Genomic DNA, 17,989 nt, shown 5'->3' with positions numbered 1-17,989 from the left:
GCCTGTTGTCCGCTCGTCATCTGAGAACGATGAACGCGTCAGAAGAGGGAACAACCGCCCTACTGCTGTGATCAGCTCACAGACCTATTTCCGCGCGACGATCCGGAGCACGTCCTCGTCGGCCAGCTCGTGGCTCTTCCCGACCTGCTGGTCGTCGTGCTTCGCGCTGTCGCCGGACACGCGAGCAAATTTAAACCGCTCGTCGAACTCGCCGCCGAGCTTCGAACAGGCGTCGCCGACGGTGTCGCCCTCGAAGAGGATGAGGGGCTCCTCGTAGTCCACCCCCCGACCGGGCTTGTCCATGTAAATACGAATGACGCCCAGCTCCTCCCAGAGCCGCTCCTTGAGCCCGTCGAGGCCGAGCTCCTTCTCGGCGGAGATGAAGAGCACGTCGTCGGGGTTCAAATCCCGCTCGCGCAGCTCCTCTTTCACCGTCGGGAGGTAGCTCTTGTCGATGAGGTCCGCCTTGTTCACGGTGACCATCGAGGGGAGGTACTCGCGGTTGTCCATCACGGCGTCGACGAGCTCGTCGATGGTCAGATCGTGGGGGATGGTGACCTTCGCGTTGACGTAGCCGTACTCGCGGAGGACCTGCTTCACCGTCTCCTCGTCGAGACTCACGTCGTCGCTCATCGTCACGCCGAGCCCGTCCTTGTGGGTCTTCCGGATGTTGATGTTCGGGGGCTCGGTGTCGAGGCGGATGTTCGTCGCGTACAGCTCCTCGCGGAGGCGGTCGTACTGCTCGATCTCGAAGACGGAGAGCATGAACACGACGAGATCCGCCGTCCGGACCACGGAGAGCACCTCCTTCCCGCCCCCGCGACCGCCGGCGGCGCCCTCGATCAGCCCCGGCACGTCGAGGATCTGAATGTTCGCGCCGCGGTACTTCAGCATCCCCGGGTTGACGTCCAACGTCGTGAACTCGTAGGATCCGACCTCGCTGTCGGCGTTGGTGAGGGCGTTGATGAGGGTGGACTTGCCGACGCTCGGGAACCCGACCAGCGCGACCGTGGCGTCGCCGTGCTTCTCGACCGCGTAGCCGTGGCCGCCGCCGGCGGAGGACTGGTTCTCCAGCTTCTCTTTCTTCTCCGCGAGCTTCGCCTTCAGACGCCCGATGTGTGCCTCGGTGGACTTGTTGTAGGGCGTCTCGGCGATCTCCTCGCGGAGGTCCTCGATCTCCTCCTCCAGTCCCATTACGATACTCTCGGCCGGTCGGCTCGTTAAAGGTGTTCCTTCGGTTCGCCGCCGCGCCGCCGCGGACCGAATCCCCCGACGACCGCCCGCGAACCGACGGATCGCCGCCGGGAGAGTGGTTGGAACGCCGATACTTCGACACGGTTATATCGGCGCCGAATAATTCCCACCCACGCCGAATGCCAGACCCGTCGAGCCTCCGTGACAGCACGCAGATCGTCCTCCCGCGCCGCGCGCTCGACGGACACCGGGAGCACCTCGAAGCCCGCTTCACCGTCACCGTCGTCGAGAGCGACGAACAGTTCCGGATCATCGGCAGCCCGGTCGAGATCAAGGCCGCGAGCGACTACCTCACCCGCAACGGCGTCGCCGTCGCGTAGCCGCTCTCTCCTCGCCACCCTGCTGAACCACTCCGCCGTCCGTTCGGAGGGTTGACGTCGCCGCTCGTCGAGGCCACGCGACGATTGGCACCGCCGGTCGCTGCTCGCCGCTGGCGTCGCCGGAGTCGCCGGCCGCGCTGCCGCTCCGCCCGGCCGCGACGCGGGCGGTCCCACCGCTGACGGGGACGACGGAGACGGCGACGCTGACGATGAACCCGCGACGTTCGAAACGGGCGACCTCACCGTCGCCGCGTTCGGCCTCACCGACCGGTCGACGGCGTTCGCGGCGACGGGCGACGACCCGGACACCGCGTTCGCGCGGCCCGACCTCGCCGCCCTCCGCCTCCGGATCCCCTTGCCGGCCCCGACTTCCGGATCCCCTCGACGGCTGCTGGCGTCCAAACCCTATTGGGTCGCAGCCGTCAACGGCGACCGTGACGAACACCAACCGCGAGTGGCTTCTCGCCGAGCGGCCGACCGGCGAGCCCGATCAGGACAGCTTCGACCTGCGCGAGACGGACGTCCCGGCCCCCGAACCCGGCGAACTCCTCGTCCGCACCCGATACCTCTCGGTCGACCCGTACATGCGCGGCCGGATGCGAGACGCGGAGTCGTACGCGGAACCGTGGGACGTCGGCGACGCGCTCAAGGGCGGCGTCGTCGGCGAGGTGGTCGAAAGCGAGAGCGACGCGTACGACGCGGGCGATCTCGTGACCGGCGAGGGGAAGTGGGCCGACTACGCGACCCTCGACGCCGACGACGTCGCGCCGGTCGACCCGAGCGTCGCAGACCCCGAGGCGTACCTCGGCGTCCTCGGCATGCCCGGGCGGACCGCCTACTTCGGGCTCCTCGAAGTCGGCGAGCCGAAGCCCGGCGACACGGTCGTCGTCTCCGGCGCGGCGGGCGCCGTCGGCTCCGTCGTCGGCCAGATCGCGAAGCGCAACGGCTGCCGCGTGGTGGGCTTCGCCGGCAGCGACGAGAAGACCGACTGGCTCACCGACGATCTCGGCTTCGACGCGGCGATAAACTACAAGACCACCGACGACTACCGCGCCGCGCTCGACGAGGCCGCGCCCGACGGCGTCGACGTGTACTTCGACAACGTCGGCGGCCCCATCACGGACGCCGTGTTCACGAAGCTGAACCTCGACGCCCGGGTCGCCGTCTGCGGGCAGATCGCCCATTACAACGACGAGGAGGCCCCGATCGGACCGCGCAAGCTCCCGCAGCTGATCCCGGTACGAGCGAAGGTTCAGGGGCTGCTCATCGCCGACTTCGCGACCCGGTTCGTCGAGGCGAGCGAGCGCCTGGGGCAGTGGGTCGCGAGCGGCGACCTGAAACACCGCGAGACGGTCGTGGAGGGGCTGGAGAACGCACCCGACGCCTTCCTCGGCCTGTTCTCCGGCGACAACATCGGCAAGCAGGTGGTGCGGGTGTCGGCGGCGGACGCGGCGTAACGGATCCGACTCAGGCACTCCACCTTCCCCGGCGGTGAGACGCACGTCGGTCGGAGCGCAACGCAGAAATCCCGATAGCGCGTAGCACGCCCATGCTGTTCGCGACCCACCTCCTCATCGGCGCGCTCGTCGCGCGGAACCGCTTCCCGGTGCCGTGGGTCGTCGCGGGCGCGGCGCTTCCGGACCTCGTCGACAAGCCGCTGGCGATGGTCGGGCTCGTCCCCACGTACCACTCCGTCGTCCACTCCGCGCTGTTCGCGGGCGTCCTCGGCGCCGGCTGGCTGGCGGCCCGTCGGTACGGCGCCGCGACGGCGATGACGGCCGCCGCAGCGGTCGGGGTCGGCTGGGCGACGCACCTCGTCGCGGACGCCGCCCACATCACCATCAACGGCCGACCGGAGAACACCGTGTTCCTCCTCTGGCCGCTCGTTCGGAGCTGGAACTCCATCGGCGCCGGTCCCGGGTCGTTCGCGCTCCAGTACCTCTGGACGCCATCGTTCTACGTCGAGGTCGCGATCTGGCTGTTCGCCGGCGCGGTCCTGCTGCGCGACGGCCCGCCAGTGATCGGCGCGTGACGCGTCCCCCTACTCGACGTAGCCGAGCGGCCGCAGCTACTCGACGTGGCCGAGCGGCCGCAGCTACTCGACGTAGCCGAGCGCCCGCAGGTGGGACTCGTCGACACCGGAGAGGTACTGCTCGTCGCCGACGAGACCGCCCGCGTCGGCGGCCCGTTCGAGCAGCCCCTCGGGGACGCTCGTCGCCGTCGCGCCGTCGCCGTACGGCTCCCCGACGACGGTCTCCGCGGCCGGATCCCCGACCTCGTAGCGGGCGTGGACCACGTCGGTGCCGTCCGCCGTCCGCCGCCCGAACAGCTTCTCCCCGTCCGCCCGGCGGACCCCGCGGACGACTCCCGCGGCCGTGAGCGTCCCCGCGACCGTCTCGACGTACTCCCGGCCGAACGCCGTCGGCGGAGCGGCCGCTCCCGGTTCGGGTCGGAGCATGTCGGGCAGGTCGACGAGCGAGACCTGCTCGTCCACCGTCGACTCCGGCCAGTCTGGCCGCGCGACGACGAGCGGAACGTGGACGAGCGACTCCCACGAGGCCGGCGGCAGGTGGCCGAACACCCCCCGCTCGGGGTCGAGGCACTCCCCGTGGTCGGCCGTCACCGCGAGCACGTCTCGGTCGGGCCTGTACAGCCCCCGTTCCCGGAGCTCGCTCACGAACTCGACGACCGATCCGCCGAGGTGGTCGCAGGCCCGCCGGTACAGCCGCGCGACCGTCTCGGCCTCCGCCCGGCCCACGTCCGCGGCGTCCCCTATCGTGAGGCTCCGACTCATCGCGGCCGCCCGGTCCGGGTCGAGCCCCGCGGCCGCCTCGCCGTCGTTCGGGACGTAGTAGGGACTGTGGGTGTCCATGTAATGGAGCCAGCAGAACACCGGGTCGGTCTCCCCCGACAGCGCGTCCAGCGCGCGCTCGTGGAGCCGCGCCGCCGGCCGGTAGTAGGGGGCAGCGAGCCCGAGGCGGCGCATCATCGGCCAGATGCGCCGGAAGTACGCCTGCTCGACGGGTCGGGTCACCCCGCGCGGCAGCAGGTCGTCCAACAGGTTGCTCAGCCCGCCGGCCTCCCCGACGGACCGCTCGGTCAGCGCGTCGGCGGCGATGGGGTTGTCGGTCAGCAGCCGCGTGCGGTAGCCGTCGGCCGAGAGCGACGACGGGAGGAGCGGGTCGCCGACCGTCCCCTCCTCGTCGATGAACCGCCCGGTCGCGAGGGCCGGGATCGAACTGGCCGTGTGCGAGGCCGGCGCGACGGCGTTCGAGAACCGAGTCCCGCCCGTCCGTTCTGCGACCGCGTCGACGAGTTCGGTCGCGTGGTCCGCTCTGAGCGCGTCGGCGGACAGGAGAAAGATATTCGGACGGCGTGGCATCTGGCCGCATTACGCCGTGACTGAGGTTATATCTGTTGTCCTCTCGGGGTTCGAATCCTCAGCACGTATTTGCGGCTCACGGATTGTTCGCCGCAAAATGCGCGGGACCGGATTTGAACCGAGGCGAGAAATGCTCGCTCACTCCGTTCGCTGCGCGTTTCTCGCTGGGCTCAAATCCGCTCCTGCTCCCTCGCTCAGTCGCTCCGCTCCTTCGCTCAGTGCGCGGGACCGGATTTGAACCGGCGGACCCCTACGGGATAGCGTCCTAAGCGCTACGCCTTTGGCCTGGCTCGGCAACCCGCGCGCGAGTTACCGTACCCGAGTGGTTCAAAAATAGTTGTCGCTAGCGACCCGCGACGCCCCGATCTCCCGCTCAGATGTCGGTGTCGAACGGCAGCAGATCGAGCACCGCCTCCTCGCCGACCCGATCGAGGAGCCACTCCGCGAACAGCACCGCGACGACCCCGAGCCCCATTCCGAAGAGGGTGTCAGAGAGGTAGTGCGTCCCGAGGTAGATCCGCGAGAAGGAGATCAGCCCGGCGAAGCCCGCGGCGACCGCGAAGGGGAGCTCATCGGAGTTGCGCGCGATCGTCGCGTACGCCGTCACGGCGGCCGCGTGTCCCGAGGGGAACGAGCTCGTCACGCCGGTGTCGCTCTCGGTGATACAGATCGGATTCGGCGGGAACGGTCGGTCGACGAGCGACATCAGCCCCCAGACGACGACGCCGAGCAGCGACAGCGCGACGACGCTTTTGACGAACTCCTCGCGCCAGCCGGCGAGGTAGAACAGCCCGACGAACACGACCCCGGCCGTGACGGAGCCGAGCCCGGTCATCGAGGTCATCATCACGGTCAGAAGCGACGTGCGGATCGCGCTGACAAACTCGACGCCGAGCCGATCGATCCACTGGACGGCGTTTAGAACCTCACCGGCGAGCGCGTACATGGATGACCGATCCTATCGACCCGAGAACCATAGAGGCCGCGCTCACCGACAGAACTCGCAGTCGCAGTACGCGTCGCAAACGGGGTTGTCGCAGTCGGCGCCGCGCGCCGAGCAGTGCTCGCGACCGTGCCGAATCAACAACACGTGAAGCGGGTAGGTCAGCTCGTCGGGCACCTGTTCGTCGAGCGCCTCGTGAGCCCGCTCGTTCGAGGCCGACTCCGGGACGAGTCCGAACCGCTTCGAGACGCGCTCGACGTGGGTGTCGACCGCCATCGTGGGCTTCCCGAAGTGGAAGTTCAACACGACGCTGGCGGTCTTCGGGCCCACGCCCTTGATCTCGGTGAGCCAGTCTTTCGCCTCGTCGGTCGGCATCGCGTCGAGGAACGCCAGCGAGTACGCGCCGCCGGTCTCCTCCCGGATCGCGGTCAGCGCGCGCTGGATCCGGGCGGCCTTCTGATCGGCGAGTCCCGCAACGCGGATCGTCTCCTTCAGCTCCTCGTGGTCGGCGCCCTCGACGGCCGCGAAGTCGTCGTAGCGGTCGAACAGCGCCTCGGCGGCGCGGCTCGTGTTCTCGTCGGCGACGTTCTGCGAGAGGATGGTGGTCACCAGCTGGCGGACGCCCTCGCCCGGCTCGGCAGTCGGGTCCGCGCCGTGTTCGGCGACGCGGTCGACCGGCTCGTACAGCGCCACGAGGTCGTCGTGAAGCGCCCGGACCCGCGTCTCGTTCCACTGCTGAGTCGACATACACTCACTACGTGCGCGGGCGACTTCAGCGCGGCGGAGCCGCTCTCCTTCGGAGCGGCGAGGGCGGTCGACTCCGCGGCTGCGACCGCGGACCGTTTATATATCTCGCTCGACTACCCCGGCGCGTGTACCGGGCGAGCGACCGAGTCGACAACGAGGCGTGGATCGAGCTGGTCGAGGAGGCGTGCGTCTCGCTCGACCTCGACGAGGAGACGCGCTCGACCGCGGTCGACCTCTTCCTCTCCCGCGCGCCCGACGACGACCGCGGGAAGCGCGTCGCGGCCGCCGCCAGCCTCTACGCCGCCGGCCTGATCCGCGGCGAGGAGCGCTCGCAGTCCGCCGTCGCCGACGCGATGGACGTCTCGCGCCTCTCGGTCCAGAAGCGCTGGAAGCCCATCCTCGAAGACGCCGGCTTCTCGCCGCCCTCGTGGTGAACCCCGAAGACGCGGAATACCCGCCTTCTCGAACCGTGTGCGTTCGATGTATTGCTCTGCGATAGATTTATTATCCAACGTAAAGCACCCTTTACTGTAAAGCGAGCTTTACACACAACCCGCGCTCGCTTTACCCTCCACCATGAGCGAACACACGACCTCCGCGACGGCTCGGCCCTCCACCAGAAAGCGGTACAAGCGCATCGCCTACGGACTGCTCGGTGCCGGTATCCTCGCCTTGTGGATCGGCATCGCGGTCGACCGCTTCGTCCTCGGCGTCGCCCTCTACTGGGCCGGCGGCCTCGGCATGGGGCTCGTCCAGCGGTTCAGCCCCGTCGAACTGTACGACGAGCGCGACGGCACCATCAGCCGCAAGGCCAGCCAGACCACGATGAACGTCTTCGCCTACGTCTTCGTCCTCGGGACGCCCGGCGGACTCGCATTACAGGAGAGCGGCCTCGTCACGCTTCCGGGCGAGTTCTACGGCGCGACTTGGACCCTCTTCGGGGTCTTCGTCGTGTTCGGCGCGTCCCACCTCTACTACAAGCGGCGCACATGAGAAACGATATCCCCGACAGGCGCGACGAGACCGACGAGAGCCAGGCCGACCTCGCCGCCGCGGTCGAGGTCACCCGCCAGACGATCAACGCGATCGAACGCGAGCGCTACGACCCGTCGCTGGAGCTGGCGTTCGCGCTCGCGGATCACTTCGACTGCCGGATCGAGGACATCTTCGACCCGGACGAGTGATCACTTCGGCGTCGCGACGACGCCGAGGTGGTCCTCGTGGAACCGGTCCAGTCGCCGCGTCTCCAGTATCTCGTACGCGTCTCGGAGCCGGTCGAGCGCGCCCTCGAACACCGCCTCCGGCGCCGCCGTCACGTCCTCGCTGCGCGCCTTGATCGCCAGCAGGAGCCGCCCGTCCTCGGTCAAAAACTCCGCGTTGCGCACGGCGACGTCCGCCTGTCCGCGCGTGGCAACGTCCTGAACGACCGCGTCCACGTCGGCCTCGACGACGTGCGCGTACGTGTCCGGCTTCCGCGCGTCCTTGAGCAGCGGGAACAGCCGGTCGCGCGGCTCGGCGGCGTCGAGCAGGTCACGCGCCGGCCGCGGCGCGAACTCGACCGCGTAGGTCGGGCCGGCGAAGTCCGCGACGTGGCTGACCGTCGTGCCGCTCGCGGCGCCCAGGTAGAGGACCGTCTCGCCGCCCGTCAGGCCCGTCTCCAACCCGAGTTCGAGCATCCCGCCCAGCTTCGACCGCTCGGGGTCCCACGCGCGCCAGCCGTCGGCGGTCGGCTCGCCGTACACCGGCTCGCCGCGGGTCGCCAGCCGCTCCTCGCCGTCGACCTCGCGGCGCTCGACGCCGTCGGGGAGCGCGGGGTCACTCATCGTCGACCCCTCCGTCGCTCGCCGCTCCGCCGCTGTCGCCGCCCTCGCTTGGCCCGTCGTCCGCCCGCGCCCGGATCGTCGCCATCCGCTCGCGGAGGTCGTCGTGGAGCTGCGCTCGCCGCTCGCCGGCGTAGTGATCGGCGCGCGCCGCGAGCGTCAGCTTCCCGGCGAGCGCGCGCGCCGCGGAGCCGCGGTCCGCCGGCCGCGTCCCGCGGACGAACTCGTGGGTGTAGATGATCCCGTGCTTCGGCGAGGGCGCCCGCCCGGAGAGGTGCGCGAACAGCGCGTCCTCGGCGCCGAGCACCTGAACCGTGCCGGACGGCTTCTTCGCGAGCGACTCCAGTCCGCCCGCGAGCGCGATCAGCCGCGCGGCGAGCTCCGGCCCGGCCATCTCGGTGAGGTTGGGCGCGACGGCGGGCGCGATCCGACCGATCGTCTCGGCGAGCTCGGCCCGCTCGTCGTCGAGCTCCGCGGCGCGCTCCGCGAGGGAGACCGCCCGCCGCTCGACCTCGTTCTCGGGCTCTCGGGCCGCGACCTCGCGCGCGCCGTCGACGCCGGAGCCGACGTCGTCGAAGAGGCTCCCCGCCCACTCGACGGCGCGCTCGGCGAGCTCGTTGGCGACGCGCTCGGCGTCGTCCATCGCCCGGACCGCGTGGATCAGCTGCGCGTCGTCGGCGCGCTCCCGCTCGCGGACCGCCTCGCGGGTCGCGCGCGTCGTCGCGGCCTTGAGTCGGTCGTAGTACTCGTCGGCGTCGTCCGCGAACCCTGACTCGACGGCGCGCGCGGGCCAGTCGGCGGGCGCCGCGGCGCTCCCGTCGCGCACCCCCGCCGCGGCCGCCGCGGTCGCGGCGTCGTCGCTCTCCGTCTCGCTATCGATATCGCCGGTCGCGTCCGCCGGCGGCGCCTCGAACCAGCCGCCCCCGCCGTCGGACGCAGCGCTCGCGTCCGGTCCGGCGTCGGTGTCGCTCATTGCCGGCGGCTACTCGCCCCGGCGGTATAGACGTTCCCGATGCGACCCGCGGCCGCGCCGCTCACGCCGCCGCGTCGGCCGCGTCGGCCTCGGCTTCGCCGTCCTCGTCGTCCTCGTCGGGGCGGAGCGCGCCGAAGACGCCCGCCGAATCGGAGCGGAAATCCGCGAGCGTCGCCCCCGCGAGCGCGCCGAGCGCGCCCCCGCTGGAGGCCGCCTGTCTGCTGATCAGTCCGCCGACAGCGGCGCCGACGGCCGCGCCGACCGCGGCGAGCGTCGCCCGTGAGAGTGCGCGTCGAATCCGTGATCCCATGCGCGGAACGTCTACGCCGATTTACAAAAGCCTGCCCACGGTCGGACTCCGGCATCGGTCCGCCCGTCGGACGAGGGGTCACCGACGTCGCGGTTCGCTTCCGCGACGGCCGAGCGCGCGCGAGCCGAGCTAAGGAGCTTACACGACCGTCTTTGGGGTAAAATTTATCAATCCACAATATATGTCATCGGGATATGGCGTCAGATCCTGACAATAGGTCTCATGTGACGAACAACCAATCGAACGCGACCCGCCGCGGCGTGAGCCGCCGTCAGTACATCGCCGGCGCGGGCGCCGCCGGCGTGGCGGCGTTCGCCGGGTGTAGCGGCGGCGACGGCGGTGACGGCAGCGACGGCGGTAGCATGGGCGGCGACGGGACGACCACGATCAACATCATCACGTGGGAGGAGTACGCCGAGATGCAAGAGAACATCGAGTCCACGCTCGACGGGGTGGAGCTGAACATCACGCCCTCGACGTCGTCGACGGAGATGTTCTCGCAGTGGAGCTCCGGCCAGGACGAACAGTACGACATCGCCGTCCCGAACAACAACCTCGTCCCGCGGTTCATGGACGCGGACCTCGTCGCGCCGGTGAACAACGACGTGGTGAACAACTTCGGCTCCATGTACGACCGGTTCCAGTCGTTCGTCGACAACCAGTTCACGGAGAGCGGGAACGCGTACGGCGTGCCGATCCGCTTCGGCTGGTACGGGTACTCCTACGACTCCCGGAGCGTGCCGGACCACGAGCCGAGCTACGACATCCTGTTCGAGGACGACTACGTCGACGCGGACCTCGACGGCGAGATCATCATGTACGACGAGGCGGCGAAGTCGATCCCCGCCGCGGCGCTGTACCTCGGCATGGACGACGCGATGTCCGGGGCGCGGATGACGTTCACGGAGGACCAGCTCTCCGAGATACAGGAGCTGCTCATCCAGCAGAAGCCGCGGCTTCAGGGGTACATCGCCCTCGACCCGACGTTCATCCAGGAGTTCCGTCAGGGTAACTTCCTCGTCGGCCACAGCGGGCGGAATGAGACGGTCCAGATGCGGAGCGAGGGGGACGACTGGGTCGAGTTCGTCGCTCCCAGAGAGGGCGCGCTGGCGTGGTACGAGACCGCGGTCGTCTCGGCCGCATCGGACAACAAGGAGACCGCTTGGGAGGTGATAAACGAGTTCATCACGCCGCAGAACGGAGCGGCGCTCGCCGAGGCCGGCTTCTCGCCCAGCACGAATCCCAACGTGGCCGACGAGCTGACCGAGGAACAGAACGAGCTGTACGGGCGGATCGACCCGTCGCGGCTCGAAGGGATGTACTCGCTCAAGGACATCGCCTCGGACGTCGAGGAGGCGTACGTCTCCACGTGGGAAGAGGTCAAGGCAGCATAGATGGCCGCAGACGAGCGGGACGAGAGCGCGCGGGCGAGAGTGGTGAGGCTGCTGAGCGGACCACGCAGTCGGATCGGCGTCACGGTCGGTCCCAGCGCGGCGTGGATACTCACCCTGCTCGTCGCGCCGCTGGCGTTCATGGTGGCCGTGAGCTTTTTCGAGGTCAGTTCGCTGACGTACCAGATAATCTACGAGCCGACGCTGAACAACTACCGCTCCCTGTTCGACGGCGGCGGCGCGATCTGGAACACCCCGTTCGTCACGGCGCTGTGGCTCTCGTACGTCATCGCCACCGTGACGACGCTGTTGTGTCTCACGCTCGCGTTCCCGCTGGCGTACCTGCTGGCGCGGAGCGGCGGGCGGCTGTTCAAGCTCGTCATCTTCTTCGTGCTCCTGCCGTTCTTCACGATGTACCTCGTCCGGGCGTACTCGTGGGTCCTGATGTTCGGTCCGGGCGGCGTGATCAACAGCACGCTCATGAGCTGGGGGCTGATCGACGCCCCGCTCGGGATCTTCAACTACGGCGTCCCGGCGATCGTCGTCGGGCTCACGCACGCGTACTTCCCGTACATGCTCCTGACGCTGTACGCGAGCCTCGACGGCCTCGATTTCTCGATCATCGAGGCCGCCCGCGACCTCGGCGCGTCGCGGGTCGAGGTGCTCCGCGACCACGTGATCCCGCTCACGCTTCCGGGGATCATCGGCGGGAGCCTCTTCGTCTTCGTACCCAGCGTCGGCGCGTTCATCACGCCGACGTTCCTCGGGCAGGGCAAGGTCCAGATGATCGGCATGCTCATCGAGAGCCGGGTCGCCGGGACCTACTCGATCGGGTACGCGAGCGCGGCGTCGATGTTCGTGCTCGTCTCGATCGTGGGCGCGATGATCCTCGCGTTCCGGTACGTGAGCATCGAGGAACTGGGGGGTGCCTGAGATGGCGACCGAGACCTCGGAGTCGACCGAGACGACTGGATCGACTGAGCGGCTGGTCGGGCATCAGACCGTCGAACGGCTCCTCGGCACCTCGCTGTACGTCGTCTCCGGGCTGTTGCTCCTCTTTTTGTGGGTGCCGCTCGCGATCATCATCTTCCTCGCGTTCGCGGAGAACGCCGTGACGATCTTCCCGTTCGAGGGACTCACGCTCGACAACTTCCGGCTGGCACTCCGCAGCGACTCGATGCGATCCTCGCTCGTCGGGAGTTTCACCATCGCGACGGTCGCGGCGTCTATCGCGACGATTCTCGGCGTGCTGGCCAGCTTCGCGCTGACCCGCTACCGGTTCCGCCTCCGGGAGGTGTACCGGACCTTCGGGATCATCCCCATGGTGATCCCGGGGATCATCCTCGGGGTGGCCCTGCGGATCTACTTCCAGAACCTCCTCGGCATTCTCCCGGGGTTCGCCACCGTGGTGCTGGCCCACTCGCTGTACGGGCTCCCGTTCGTGCTCCTCATCGTCTCGGCCCGGCTGTACACCTACGACGAGTCGCTGGAGGAGGCGGCCCGAGACCTCGGCGCGGACCCGCTGACCGTGTTCCGCGACGTGACGCTCCCCGTAATCGCCCCGGCCGTCGGAGCGGGGTTCCTGTTCGCGTGGATCCGGTCGTTCGAGGACTACATCCGCGCGCTGTTCCTCACCGGTCCCAACACCGACGTGCTGACGATCTGGATGTTCAGCCGGATCCGACAGCTCGACGCGCCGGAGCTCAACGCGGTCTCCGCGATCATCGTGTTCGGGATCGCGATCGCGCTGGCGGTCGCGATGAACGTCGGCAACGTGACCGGCTACGTCGCCGGGACGGTCACCGAAGAGGAGGAGTGAGGCCCCGAGCGGGCGGCCCCGCTTTCCGGTTACTTTCGCCGCCCCGACCGTGACCGCGGAAACGGTCCGACGGAGGGCGACGACCGATCAGAACACCGTCGGGGCGCCGTCGACCACGGCCAGTGCGACGTCGTCGCCGGTGTCGACCGCCGACTCGCGCCCCTGGATGACCACCTGGAGCTCGTCCACGTCCCCGTGGGGTTCGACGAGGTAGTTCGTCTGGTCGCCCTGGAAGTACCGCTCGACGACGGTGCCGCGCAGGACGCCGTCCCCGTCCGCGATGGTGAAGTCCTCCGGTCGGATCGAGACGGTGACCTCGCCGGTTCGGTCCGGCGCCGGCACGGTAAACCCACCTTCGCCGCCGACCTCCGCGACGGTCGTTCCGTCCCGCTCGACGGTCCGCGCGTCGATGAGGTTCGTGTCGCCGATGAAGTCCGCGACGAACTCGGACGCGGGCTCGCGGTAGATCTCCTCCGGCGGACCGATCTGCTCGATGTGGCCGTCGTTCATCACGGCGATCCGGTCGCTGAGCGTCATCGCGACCTCCTGGTCGTGGGTCACGTAGAAGAAGCCCCCCTGCGTCTGCTTGTGGATCCGGCGCAGCTCGACCTGCATCTGCTTCCGGAGCTTCCGGTCGAGGCTGGAGAGCGGCTCGTCGAGCAGCAGCACCGCCGGCTCGTTGACCAGCGCTCGCGCGAGGGCGACGCGCTGCTGTTGGCCGCCGGAGAGCTCCGTCGGGTTCCGGTCCTCGAACCCGTCGAGGTCGACGAGTTCGAGGTACTCGGAGACGCGCTCCGACCGCTCGTCGGCGTCGACGCCCGACTTCGCGAGCCCGTACCCGACGTTCTCGCCGACGCTCATGTGCGGGAAAAGCGAGAGCTGCTGGAACACGAGGTTCGTCTCCCGGGCCTCCGGGGGAACCGATCCCATCGATTGGCCGTCTATCCGGACCTCTCCCTCGGTCGGGTGTTCGAAGCCACAGATCATCCGGAGCGTCGTCGTCTTGCCGCAGCCGGAGGGACCGACGAGCGTGAAGAACTCGCCCTCTCGAACGGAGAAGTCGACGCCGCCGACCGCGGTGAGGTCGCCGAACCGCTTCGTCACCTCGTCGAGTTCGACTAATGTGTTCCCCGTTGCCATGTGCCACTCCTCCTGACACCAGCACTATCAATCTATCGCCGGACGGGACCGCGGATGGGGTGGGTGCTCCCCGGGCAGCAGAACGGCGTCACTGAAGCCGCTTCGTCGTCTCCACGAGGGGATGTCGCGCGTAGTCGACGATCTCGATGTCGGCGACGACGCGGAGCCCCTCCTTCTCTGCGGTCTTCGCCATCCCCAGATCGACAGGGGTCCGCGGGACGATCACGTAGGCGTCCATCGTCTCGATGCCGGCCTCGCGCGCGGCCATCGCCCGGTGGTGGCCGTCGGCCAGGTAGAGGGTGCCGCCGTTGTCGATGACGACGAGGGGTTCGGCGAGCCCGTGTTCGAGCTCGTACTGTCGGCCCTCCAGCTCGTCGGCGTACACGCGGGCCTGCGTCGGCGTCAGGTCCGCGATCGCCACCTCGCGGCGCTCCTCGTCGAGCTCGACGCCGTGGATCTGCGAGAGGGTTCGCATCAGCTTCCCGACCTTGCCGGGCGTCGCGCGCTCGATCTGCGAGCGGACCACGTCGGTGTTCGAGATGATCCCGACGAGGTTGTCGGCGTCGTCGACGACCGGGAGCCGCTGGATGCCGGAGCGTAAGATTACGCGGGCGGCGTCGGTCACCTTCATGTCCGGGTGCGCGACGATCAGGTTCTCGGTCATCACCGTGAACACGGGGGCGTCGTCGTCGGCGAGCAGCAGGTCCCCGGCCGAGACGAACCCCTCGACGGTGCGGCCCTGGGTGACGGGGAACCCGTTGTGCCCGTCGCTGTCGGCCATGCGGCGCGCGACGGTCGCTACCGTCTCGTCCGGACTGACCGTCTCCACCTCGCGGGTCATGTACTCCCCGACCGTCGGTTTCCCGCTCATCGTCCGCCGTAAACGTCCCCGGGATAAAAAGGGGGCGGGGCGACGGAGGCCCGCTCCGGCGGCCCGGCGCGGCCGCCCGCCGGAGCGTCACGGGAGGCGACTCCCGCCACAGGTCCACCGCGGGCGCCCGTCGTCGAGGGCGGCGTTACCCCGCGGGCGGCCCCCAAGTCACCGACTCGTCGGGCTCGCCGTTCGGGCGCTCGACCCGAGTCCTGAGCCCCCCGCGCTCGTCGACGGCAATGGAAACGCGGCTCACGTTCCGCTCGTAGCGCCGGTACCGTCCCTTTTCGGCGTCTATCGAGACGTGTTCCGTCACTAGGTCCAACTCGTTGAGCACGTCCAAGCGCCGATACACCGTCGACATCGGGATACCGGACTCCTCAACCACTTCGGCGACCGAGGTCGGCTCGTCGAGCGCGGTCAGGATCGTCCGGTTCGTCTCCTCGCTCAGGGCGTCGAGGAGCCGCTGAACGAACTGCGACTCGTCGCGTTTCGGGCCGGCGTCACTCATCGCGAACGACCGGTGACGCGGGCTCGTTTCTCCGGGCTCCGTCCCCGTCTCCTGTGCGCTCCGCCTTCGACTCGACGTGAGGATCGCTCATCATCGGGGATTACACGCACAGCGGCTAGTGTGTCCGTTTGTCGCAGGACAACTCCGCCGCCACCGCTCCGGGCGGCTAACTGTCGCCGCCCGGCTCGCCGACTTCGATCGGGACGCCGATCATGTTCCCCCACTCGGTCCAGGAGCCGTCGTAGTGTCGCACGTGTTCGTATCCGAGCAGTTCCTCGAGGACGAACCACGTGACCGACGACCGCTCCCCGATCCGACAGTAGACGATCACGTCGTCGTCGGGGGTGACCCCTCGAGACTCGTACACGTCCGCGAGCTCCTCGCGCGACTTGAACAGGCCGTCGGGGCGGACGTTCTCGGCCCAGAACACGTTCGTCGCTCCCGGGATGTGTCCGCCCCGCATCGCTCCCTCGTCGCTGCCGGGCGGCTTCGTGACGTCGCCGCGGAACTCCTCGGGCAGGCGCACGTCGACGAGCTTCGCGTCGGTCCCGATCGCCGCCCGCACGTCCGTGCGCCCGGCGCGCACCTCCGGTCTGGCCGGCGCGTCGGGGGCGTCGCCGTACGTCACGTCGGGCGGCGCGACCGGCTCCGTCGTGGTCGGGTAGCCGTGTTCCGTCCAGTACTCGCGGCCGCCGTCCATGATCCTGACGTCCGGATGGCCGTAGTGGGCGAGCTGCCAGTACAGGTGCGCCGCGAACCAGTTCCTGTTGTCGCCGTAGATGACGACGGTCGTCTCCTCGGTGAACCCGCGCGATTCGAGGAAGGCAGTCATCTCCGCCGGGGAGAGGATGTCGTGTGCCTCCGCCGACCGGAGGTCGGTCCGCCAGTCGACGCCGACGGCGCCGGGCGCGTGCCCCTCCTCGTAGAACGAGGCGTTGACGTCGACCTCGAGCAGCCGCAGGTCGGTCGCGACGGAGCTGAACTCGTCGAGCCGGGCGTTCACCCAGTCGGCGCTAACGAGCACGTCCGTCGGGTAGCGGCCGCCCGTCGACGCGGCTGTCGGGTCTCGCTGATCGTCGTCCGTGGGGGGTTCGGCGGTCATGCTTGTTGGTCCGCGAATCGTTTCGCTAACTCAGCGGTCGCGCGTCGCAGCCGGTAGGACACCGTCGAGCGGGGCTCTCCGAGCTCCGCCGCGAGCTCGTCGAGCGTCACGCCCCGCGGCGTCTCGAAGTAGCCGCGCTCGACCGCGAGCAGCAGGGTCTCGCGCTGCTCGGCGGGGACGTCCGGTCGGGAGAGCAGCTCGCTCTCCCAGTGGTCGACCTCGGTCAGGTGCTCGAACGAGAACGACAGCCCGTCGCCGAGCTTCGCGGCCAGCGTGTCGTACAACAGCCCGATCTTCGAGTCGTCCTGGACCAACACGCGCCACCGGACCGTATCGCCGGACCGCGTCTGCTCGAAGAGGACGCCTCCGTCGACGTACTTCGCCGCGATCAGCGGCACGGACTCGCAGTAGTCCACGTCCGAGACGTACGTGTACGTCACTCGCCGCCGCTGCTCGTGGGTCAACAGGCTCGTCGTGCGGTTCGAGCGACACTCCCGAGCGCTGATCGACTCGCGGTCGACGGACTCGTCCAGGAGCAGCTCGTCGACGGCGTCGAGGTCGGCCGCGTCGCCGGTCACCGATTCGAGCTTCCACAGCTCCGTGGGATCGAGACACGAGTAGGTCGCCTCCGACTGGAGGGACTCGCGGTCGATGAACAGGTCGACGTACTCGTCGGCGCCGGGTTCGTAGGTTATGGTGAACGTGAAGTCGTACATCTGACGGGGAGCTCGTTCTGTCGTGCGATTTCGGTTCGCCGCGTCCGCCTCACGGGCGACCGAACCGTCGCGGTCGGCCGCGCTCCGGCGGGAAGTTGGCCCTCGACAACACGCCTGATACGGGCCCGACGCACTTACGTTATCTCGTATGGTGCTTCCACGTTCGAATCGGGGAACGCCGGCCGCGCTCCGAAGCCGCCTCCTGATCCCGGCCCTCGTCGCGCTCGTCGGCGGGATCGGCGGGTTTGCCTTCGGACTCGCCCGCGACGACGCGGTCACCGCGCTGGGCGCGCTGCTGTTCCTCCCGAGCGCCGCGCTGCTGTTCGGCATCGTCGCCAAGCGCCACGGTATCGGCCCGTTCGGACCGTCGAACCGCCGAGGGGACTGACGGTCGTTCGCCCCCGCACGGCACCGCGAGCGGGCCCGCTGGCGAGGCGCTCGGCTCACGTCGCCTCCCGAACGCGAGCGGTGACGAGCCGGTCGACGTTGTACATGAACACGGCGACCGCGGCGAGGACCGTCGCGAAGTAGACGACGAGCTGCGGCGGCCCCGACGCGGCGCCGCCCGCGACGGCCCCGCCGAACCCGACGACGGTGAGCTCCGCCCACGTGATGAGCACGCGCGAGAGCAGCAGCGTTCCGACCGGCGACCGCCGACTCGGCGCGTTCGCCGCTGGGTCGTCGTTCATC

The 17,989-nt window shown here is 69.1% G+C and carries 23 protein-coding genes and 1 tRNA gene; 10 read left to right on the top strand and 14 right to left on the bottom strand.

Features of this window, described 5'->3' with window-relative positions:
• Positions 1-84: 84 nt before the first annotated feature.
• Complete coding sequence (locus tag C470_RS04430) at positions 85-1,194, bottom strand: OBG GTPase family GTP-binding protein (protein ID WP_007346211.1); 1,110 nt, start codon at positions 1,192-1,194, stop codon at positions 85-87.
• A 179-nt stretch (positions 1,195-1,373) separates the two neighbouring features.
• On the opposite strand from C470_RS04430, the gene C470_RS04425 reads away from it, so the two are divergent.
• The 3 genes from C470_RS04425 (at position 1,374) to C470_RS04415 (ending at position 3,606) form a co-directional block, all read left to right on the top strand.
• Positions 1,374-1,574 (top strand): VNG_1110C family protein, encoded by a 201-nt coding sequence (locus C470_RS04425; RefSeq protein ID WP_004598286.1) that lies wholly within the window; start codon positions 1,374-1,376, stop codon positions 1,572-1,574.
• 434 nt (positions 1,575-2,008) lie between these two features.
• On the top strand, positions 2,009-3,031 hold the full coding sequence (locus C470_RS04420) for an NADP-dependent oxidoreductase (protein ID WP_008365556.1): 1,023 nt from the start codon (positions 2,009-2,011) through the stop codon (positions 3,029-3,031).
• Between the two features lie 92 nt (positions 3,032-3,123).
• Entirely contained in the window at positions 3,124-3,606 is a 483-nt protein-coding gene (locus C470_RS04415) for a hypothetical protein (protein WP_004598284.1), read from the top strand.
• Positions 3,607-3,669: 63 nt separating this feature from the next.
• Here the strand turns inward: C470_RS04415 and C470_RS04410 are convergent, their stop codons facing one another.
• From C470_RS04410 to C470_RS04395, 4 genes are all read right to left on the bottom strand, one after another.
• Positions 3,670-4,956 carry a sulfatase-like hydrolase/transferase gene (locus tag C470_RS04410; protein WP_008365554.1) on the bottom strand — a complete coding sequence of 429 codons (1,287 nt, stop codon included), beginning with the start codon at positions 4,954-4,956 and terminating at the stop codon, positions 3,670-3,672.
• Between the two features lie 219 nt (positions 4,957-5,175).
• Positions 5,176-5,260, bottom strand: a tRNA-Leu gene (locus tag C470_RS04405).
• A gap of 69 nt (positions 5,261-5,329) precedes the next feature.
• Positions 5,330-5,902 carry a phosphatase PAP2 family protein gene (locus C470_RS04400; RefSeq protein ID WP_004598282.1) on the bottom strand — a complete coding sequence of 191 codons (573 nt, stop codon included), beginning with the start codon at positions 5,900-5,902 and terminating at the stop codon, positions 5,330-5,332.
• A 42-nt stretch (positions 5,903-5,944) separates the two neighbouring features.
• Complete coding sequence (locus C470_RS04395) at positions 5,945-6,646, bottom strand: endonuclease III domain-containing protein (RefSeq protein ID WP_008365552.1); 702 nt, start codon at positions 6,644-6,646, stop codon at positions 5,945-5,947.
• 125 nt (positions 6,647-6,771) lie between these two features.
• Between C470_RS04395 and C470_RS04390 the strand changes: the two genes are divergently transcribed.
• The 3 genes from C470_RS04390 to C470_RS04380 all read left to right on the top strand — a co-directional run bounded on the left by C470_RS04390 (position 6,772) and on the right by C470_RS04380 (position 7,830).
• On the top strand, positions 6,772-7,080 hold the full coding sequence (locus tag C470_RS04390; protein ID WP_004598280.1) for a hypothetical protein: 309 nt from the start codon (positions 6,772-6,774) through the stop codon (positions 7,078-7,080).
• Between the two features lie 142 nt (positions 7,081-7,222).
• Positions 7,223-7,639 (top strand): DUF2178 domain-containing protein, encoded by a 417-nt coding sequence (locus C470_RS04385; protein ID WP_004598279.1) that lies wholly within the window; start codon positions 7,223-7,225, stop codon positions 7,637-7,639.
• Positions 7,636-7,830, top strand: coding sequence for a helix-turn-helix transcriptional regulator (locus tag C470_RS04380; RefSeq protein WP_008365549.1), 195 nt, complete (start codon positions 7,636-7,638; stop codon positions 7,828-7,830). The genes C470_RS04385 and C470_RS04380 overlap by 4 nt, the downstream gene beginning before the upstream one ends.
• On the opposite strand, the gene C470_RS04375 is transcribed toward C470_RS04380, so the two are convergent.
• From C470_RS04375 to C470_RS04365, 3 genes are all read right to left on the bottom strand, one after another.
• Positions 7,831-8,469, bottom strand: coding sequence for a fibrillarin-like rRNA/tRNA 2'-O-methyltransferase (locus C470_RS04375; protein ID WP_008365548.1), 639 nt, complete (start codon positions 8,467-8,469; stop codon positions 7,831-7,833). It lies immediately after the preceding gene.
• Positions 8,462-9,439, bottom strand: a complete 978-nt coding sequence (locus C470_RS04370) for an NOP5/NOP56 family protein (protein WP_007346218.1) — start codon at positions 9,437-9,439, stop codon at positions 8,462-8,464. The genes C470_RS04375 and C470_RS04370 overlap by 8 nt, the downstream gene beginning before the upstream one ends.
• Before the next feature lie 61 nt (positions 9,440-9,500).
• Positions 9,501-9,749, bottom strand: a complete 249-nt coding sequence (locus tag C470_RS04365) for a glycine zipper domain-containing protein (RefSeq protein WP_004598275.1) — start codon at positions 9,747-9,749, stop codon at positions 9,501-9,503.
• Between the two features lie 224 nt (positions 9,750-9,973).
• Between C470_RS04365 and C470_RS04360 the strand changes: the two genes are divergently transcribed.
• From C470_RS04360 to C470_RS04350, 3 genes are read left to right on the top strand one after another with little or no spacing between them, the layout of a single operon-like run.
• Positions 9,974-11,143, top strand: coding sequence for an ABC transporter substrate-binding protein (locus C470_RS04360; RefSeq protein WP_049908592.1), 1,170 nt, complete (start codon positions 9,974-9,976; stop codon positions 11,141-11,143).
• Positions 11,144-12,073, top strand: coding sequence for an ABC transporter permease (locus C470_RS04355; RefSeq protein ID WP_004598273.1), 930 nt, complete (start codon positions 11,144-11,146; stop codon positions 12,071-12,073).
• Between the two features lies 1 nt (position 12,074).
• Positions 12,075-12,959: an ABC transporter permease gene (locus C470_RS04350; RefSeq protein WP_004598272.1), complete on the top strand. Its 885-nt coding sequence runs from the start codon at positions 12,075-12,077 to the stop codon at positions 12,957-12,959.
• Between the two features lie 87 nt (positions 12,960-13,046).
• Here C470_RS04350 and C470_RS04345 read toward each other — a convergent pair whose 3' ends face one another.
• The 5 genes from C470_RS04345 to C470_RS04325 form a co-directional block, all read right to left on the bottom strand.
• Entirely contained in the window at positions 13,047-14,099 is a 1,053-nt protein-coding gene (locus tag C470_RS04345) for an ABC transporter ATP-binding protein (protein ID WP_008365542.1), read from the bottom strand.
• A gap of 88 nt (positions 14,100-14,187) precedes the next feature.
• Positions 14,188-14,970, bottom strand: a complete 783-nt coding sequence (locus C470_RS04340; RefSeq protein WP_008365540.1) for a CBS domain-containing protein — start codon at positions 14,968-14,970, stop codon at positions 14,188-14,190.
• Between the two features lie 145 nt (positions 14,971-15,115).
• The gene (locus C470_RS04335) at positions 15,116-15,481 is read right to left on the bottom strand and encodes a winged helix-turn-helix domain-containing protein (RefSeq protein WP_004598269.1); all 366 of its coding nucleotides are present in this window, start codon (positions 15,479-15,481) and stop codon (positions 15,116-15,118) included.
• A 166-nt stretch (positions 15,482-15,647) separates the two neighbouring features.
• Positions 15,648-16,583: a sulfurtransferase gene (locus C470_RS04330; RefSeq protein ID WP_008365538.1), complete on the bottom strand. Its 936-nt coding sequence runs from the start codon at positions 16,581-16,583 to the stop codon at positions 15,648-15,650.
• Positions 16,580-17,299 carry a helix-turn-helix domain-containing protein gene (locus C470_RS04325; protein WP_007346221.1) on the bottom strand — a complete coding sequence of 240 codons (720 nt, stop codon included), beginning with the start codon at positions 17,297-17,299 and terminating at the stop codon, positions 16,580-16,582. The genes C470_RS04330 and C470_RS04325 overlap by 4 nt, the downstream gene beginning before the upstream one ends.
• 148 nt (positions 17,300-17,447) lie before the next feature.
• On the opposite strand from C470_RS04325, the gene C470_RS04320 reads away from it, so the two are divergent.
• Entirely contained in the window at positions 17,448-17,687 is a 240-nt protein-coding gene (locus C470_RS04320) for a hypothetical protein (RefSeq protein ID WP_007346222.1), read from the top strand.
• A 55-nt stretch (positions 17,688-17,742) separates the two neighbouring features.
• On the opposite strand, the gene C470_RS04315 is transcribed toward C470_RS04320, so the two are convergent.
• Positions 17,743-17,988 (bottom strand): hypothetical protein, encoded by a 246-nt coding sequence (locus tag C470_RS04315; RefSeq protein WP_008365536.1) that lies wholly within the window; start codon positions 17,986-17,988, stop codon positions 17,743-17,745.
• Position 17,989: the final 1 nt, after the last annotated feature.

Origin of the sequence: Halorubrum distributum JCM 13561, assembly GCF_000337395.1 — an archaeon.
Lineage (GTDB): Archaea > Halobacteriota > Halobacteria > Halobacteriales > Haloferacaceae > Halorubrum > Halorubrum distributum.
This window is presented reverse-complemented; position numbering and strand designations above follow the sequence as displayed.

What these genes read in the sequence shown, in the direction of transcription:
- C470_RS04380 (WP_008365549.1), top strand. Translation starts at nt 7,636, where the DNA reads ATGAGAAACGATATCCCCGACAGGCGCGACGAGACCGACGAGAGCCAG.
- C470_RS04355 (WP_004598273.1), top strand. Translation starts at nt 11,144, where the DNA reads ATGGCCGCAGACGAGCGGGACGAGAGCGCGCGGGCGAGAGTGGTGAGG.
- C470_RS04365 (WP_004598275.1), bottom strand. Translation starts at nt 9,749, where the DNA reads ATGGGATCACGGATTCGACGCGCACTCTCACGGGCGACGCTCGCCGCG.
- C470_RS04415 (WP_004598284.1), top strand. Translation starts at nt 3,124, where the DNA reads ATGCTGTTCGCGACCCACCTCCTCATCGGCGCGCTCGTCGCGCGGAAC.
- C470_RS04430 (WP_007346211.1), bottom strand. Translation starts at nt 1,194, where the DNA reads ATGGGACTGGAGGAGGAGATCGAGGACCTCCGCGAGGAGATCGCCGAG.
- C470_RS04350 (WP_004598272.1), top strand. Translation starts at nt 12,075, where the DNA reads ATGGCGACCGAGACCTCGGAGTCGACCGAGACGACTGGATCGACTGAG.
- C470_RS04340 (WP_008365540.1), bottom strand. Translation starts at nt 14,970, where the DNA reads ATGAGCGGGAAACCGACGGTCGGGGAGTACATGACCCGCGAGGTGGAG.
- C470_RS04335 (WP_004598269.1), bottom strand. Translation starts at nt 15,481, where the DNA reads ATGAGTGACGCCGGCCCGAAACGCGACGAGTCGCAGTTCGTTCAGCGG.
- C470_RS04325 (WP_007346221.1), bottom strand. Translation starts at nt 17,299, where the DNA reads ATGTACGACTTCACGTTCACCATAACCTACGAACCCGGCGCCGACGAG.
- C470_RS04425 (WP_004598286.1), top strand. Translation starts at nt 1,374, where the DNA reads ATGCCAGACCCGTCGAGCCTCCGTGACAGCACGCAGATCGTCCTCCCG.
- C470_RS04330 (WP_008365538.1), bottom strand. Translation starts at nt 16,583, where the DNA reads ATGACCGCCGAACCCCCCACGGACGACGATCAGCGAGACCCGACAGCC.
- C470_RS04400 (WP_004598282.1), bottom strand. Translation starts at nt 5,902, where the DNA reads ATGTACGCGCTCGCCGGTGAGGTTCTAAACGCCGTCCAGTGGATCGAT.
- C470_RS04315 (WP_008365536.1), bottom strand. Translation starts at nt 17,988, where the DNA reads ATGAACGACGACCCAGCGGCGAACGCGCCGAGTCGGCGGTCGCCGGTC.
- C470_RS04370 (WP_007346218.1), bottom strand. Translation starts at nt 9,439, where the DNA reads ATGAGCGACACCGACGCCGGACCGGACGCGAGCGCTGCGTCCGACGGC.
- C470_RS04320 (WP_007346222.1), top strand. Translation starts at nt 17,448, where the DNA reads ATGGTGCTTCCACGTTCGAATCGGGGAACGCCGGCCGCGCTCCGAAGC.
- C470_RS04375 (WP_008365548.1), bottom strand. Translation starts at nt 8,469, where the DNA reads ATGAGTGACCCCGCGCTCCCCGACGGCGTCGAGCGCCGCGAGGTCGAC.
- C470_RS04345 (WP_008365542.1), bottom strand. Translation starts at nt 14,099, where the DNA reads ATGGCAACGGGGAACACATTAGTCGAACTCGACGAGGTGACGAAGCGG.
- C470_RS04395 (WP_008365552.1), bottom strand. Translation starts at nt 6,646, where the DNA reads ATGTCGACTCAGCAGTGGAACGAGACGCGGGTCCGGGCGCTTCACGAC.
- C470_RS04410 (WP_008365554.1), bottom strand. Translation starts at nt 4,956, where the DNA reads ATGCCACGCCGTCCGAATATCTTTCTCCTGTCCGCCGACGCGCTCAGA.
- C470_RS04385 (WP_004598279.1), top strand. Translation starts at nt 7,223, where the DNA reads ATGAGCGAACACACGACCTCCGCGACGGCTCGGCCCTCCACCAGAAAG.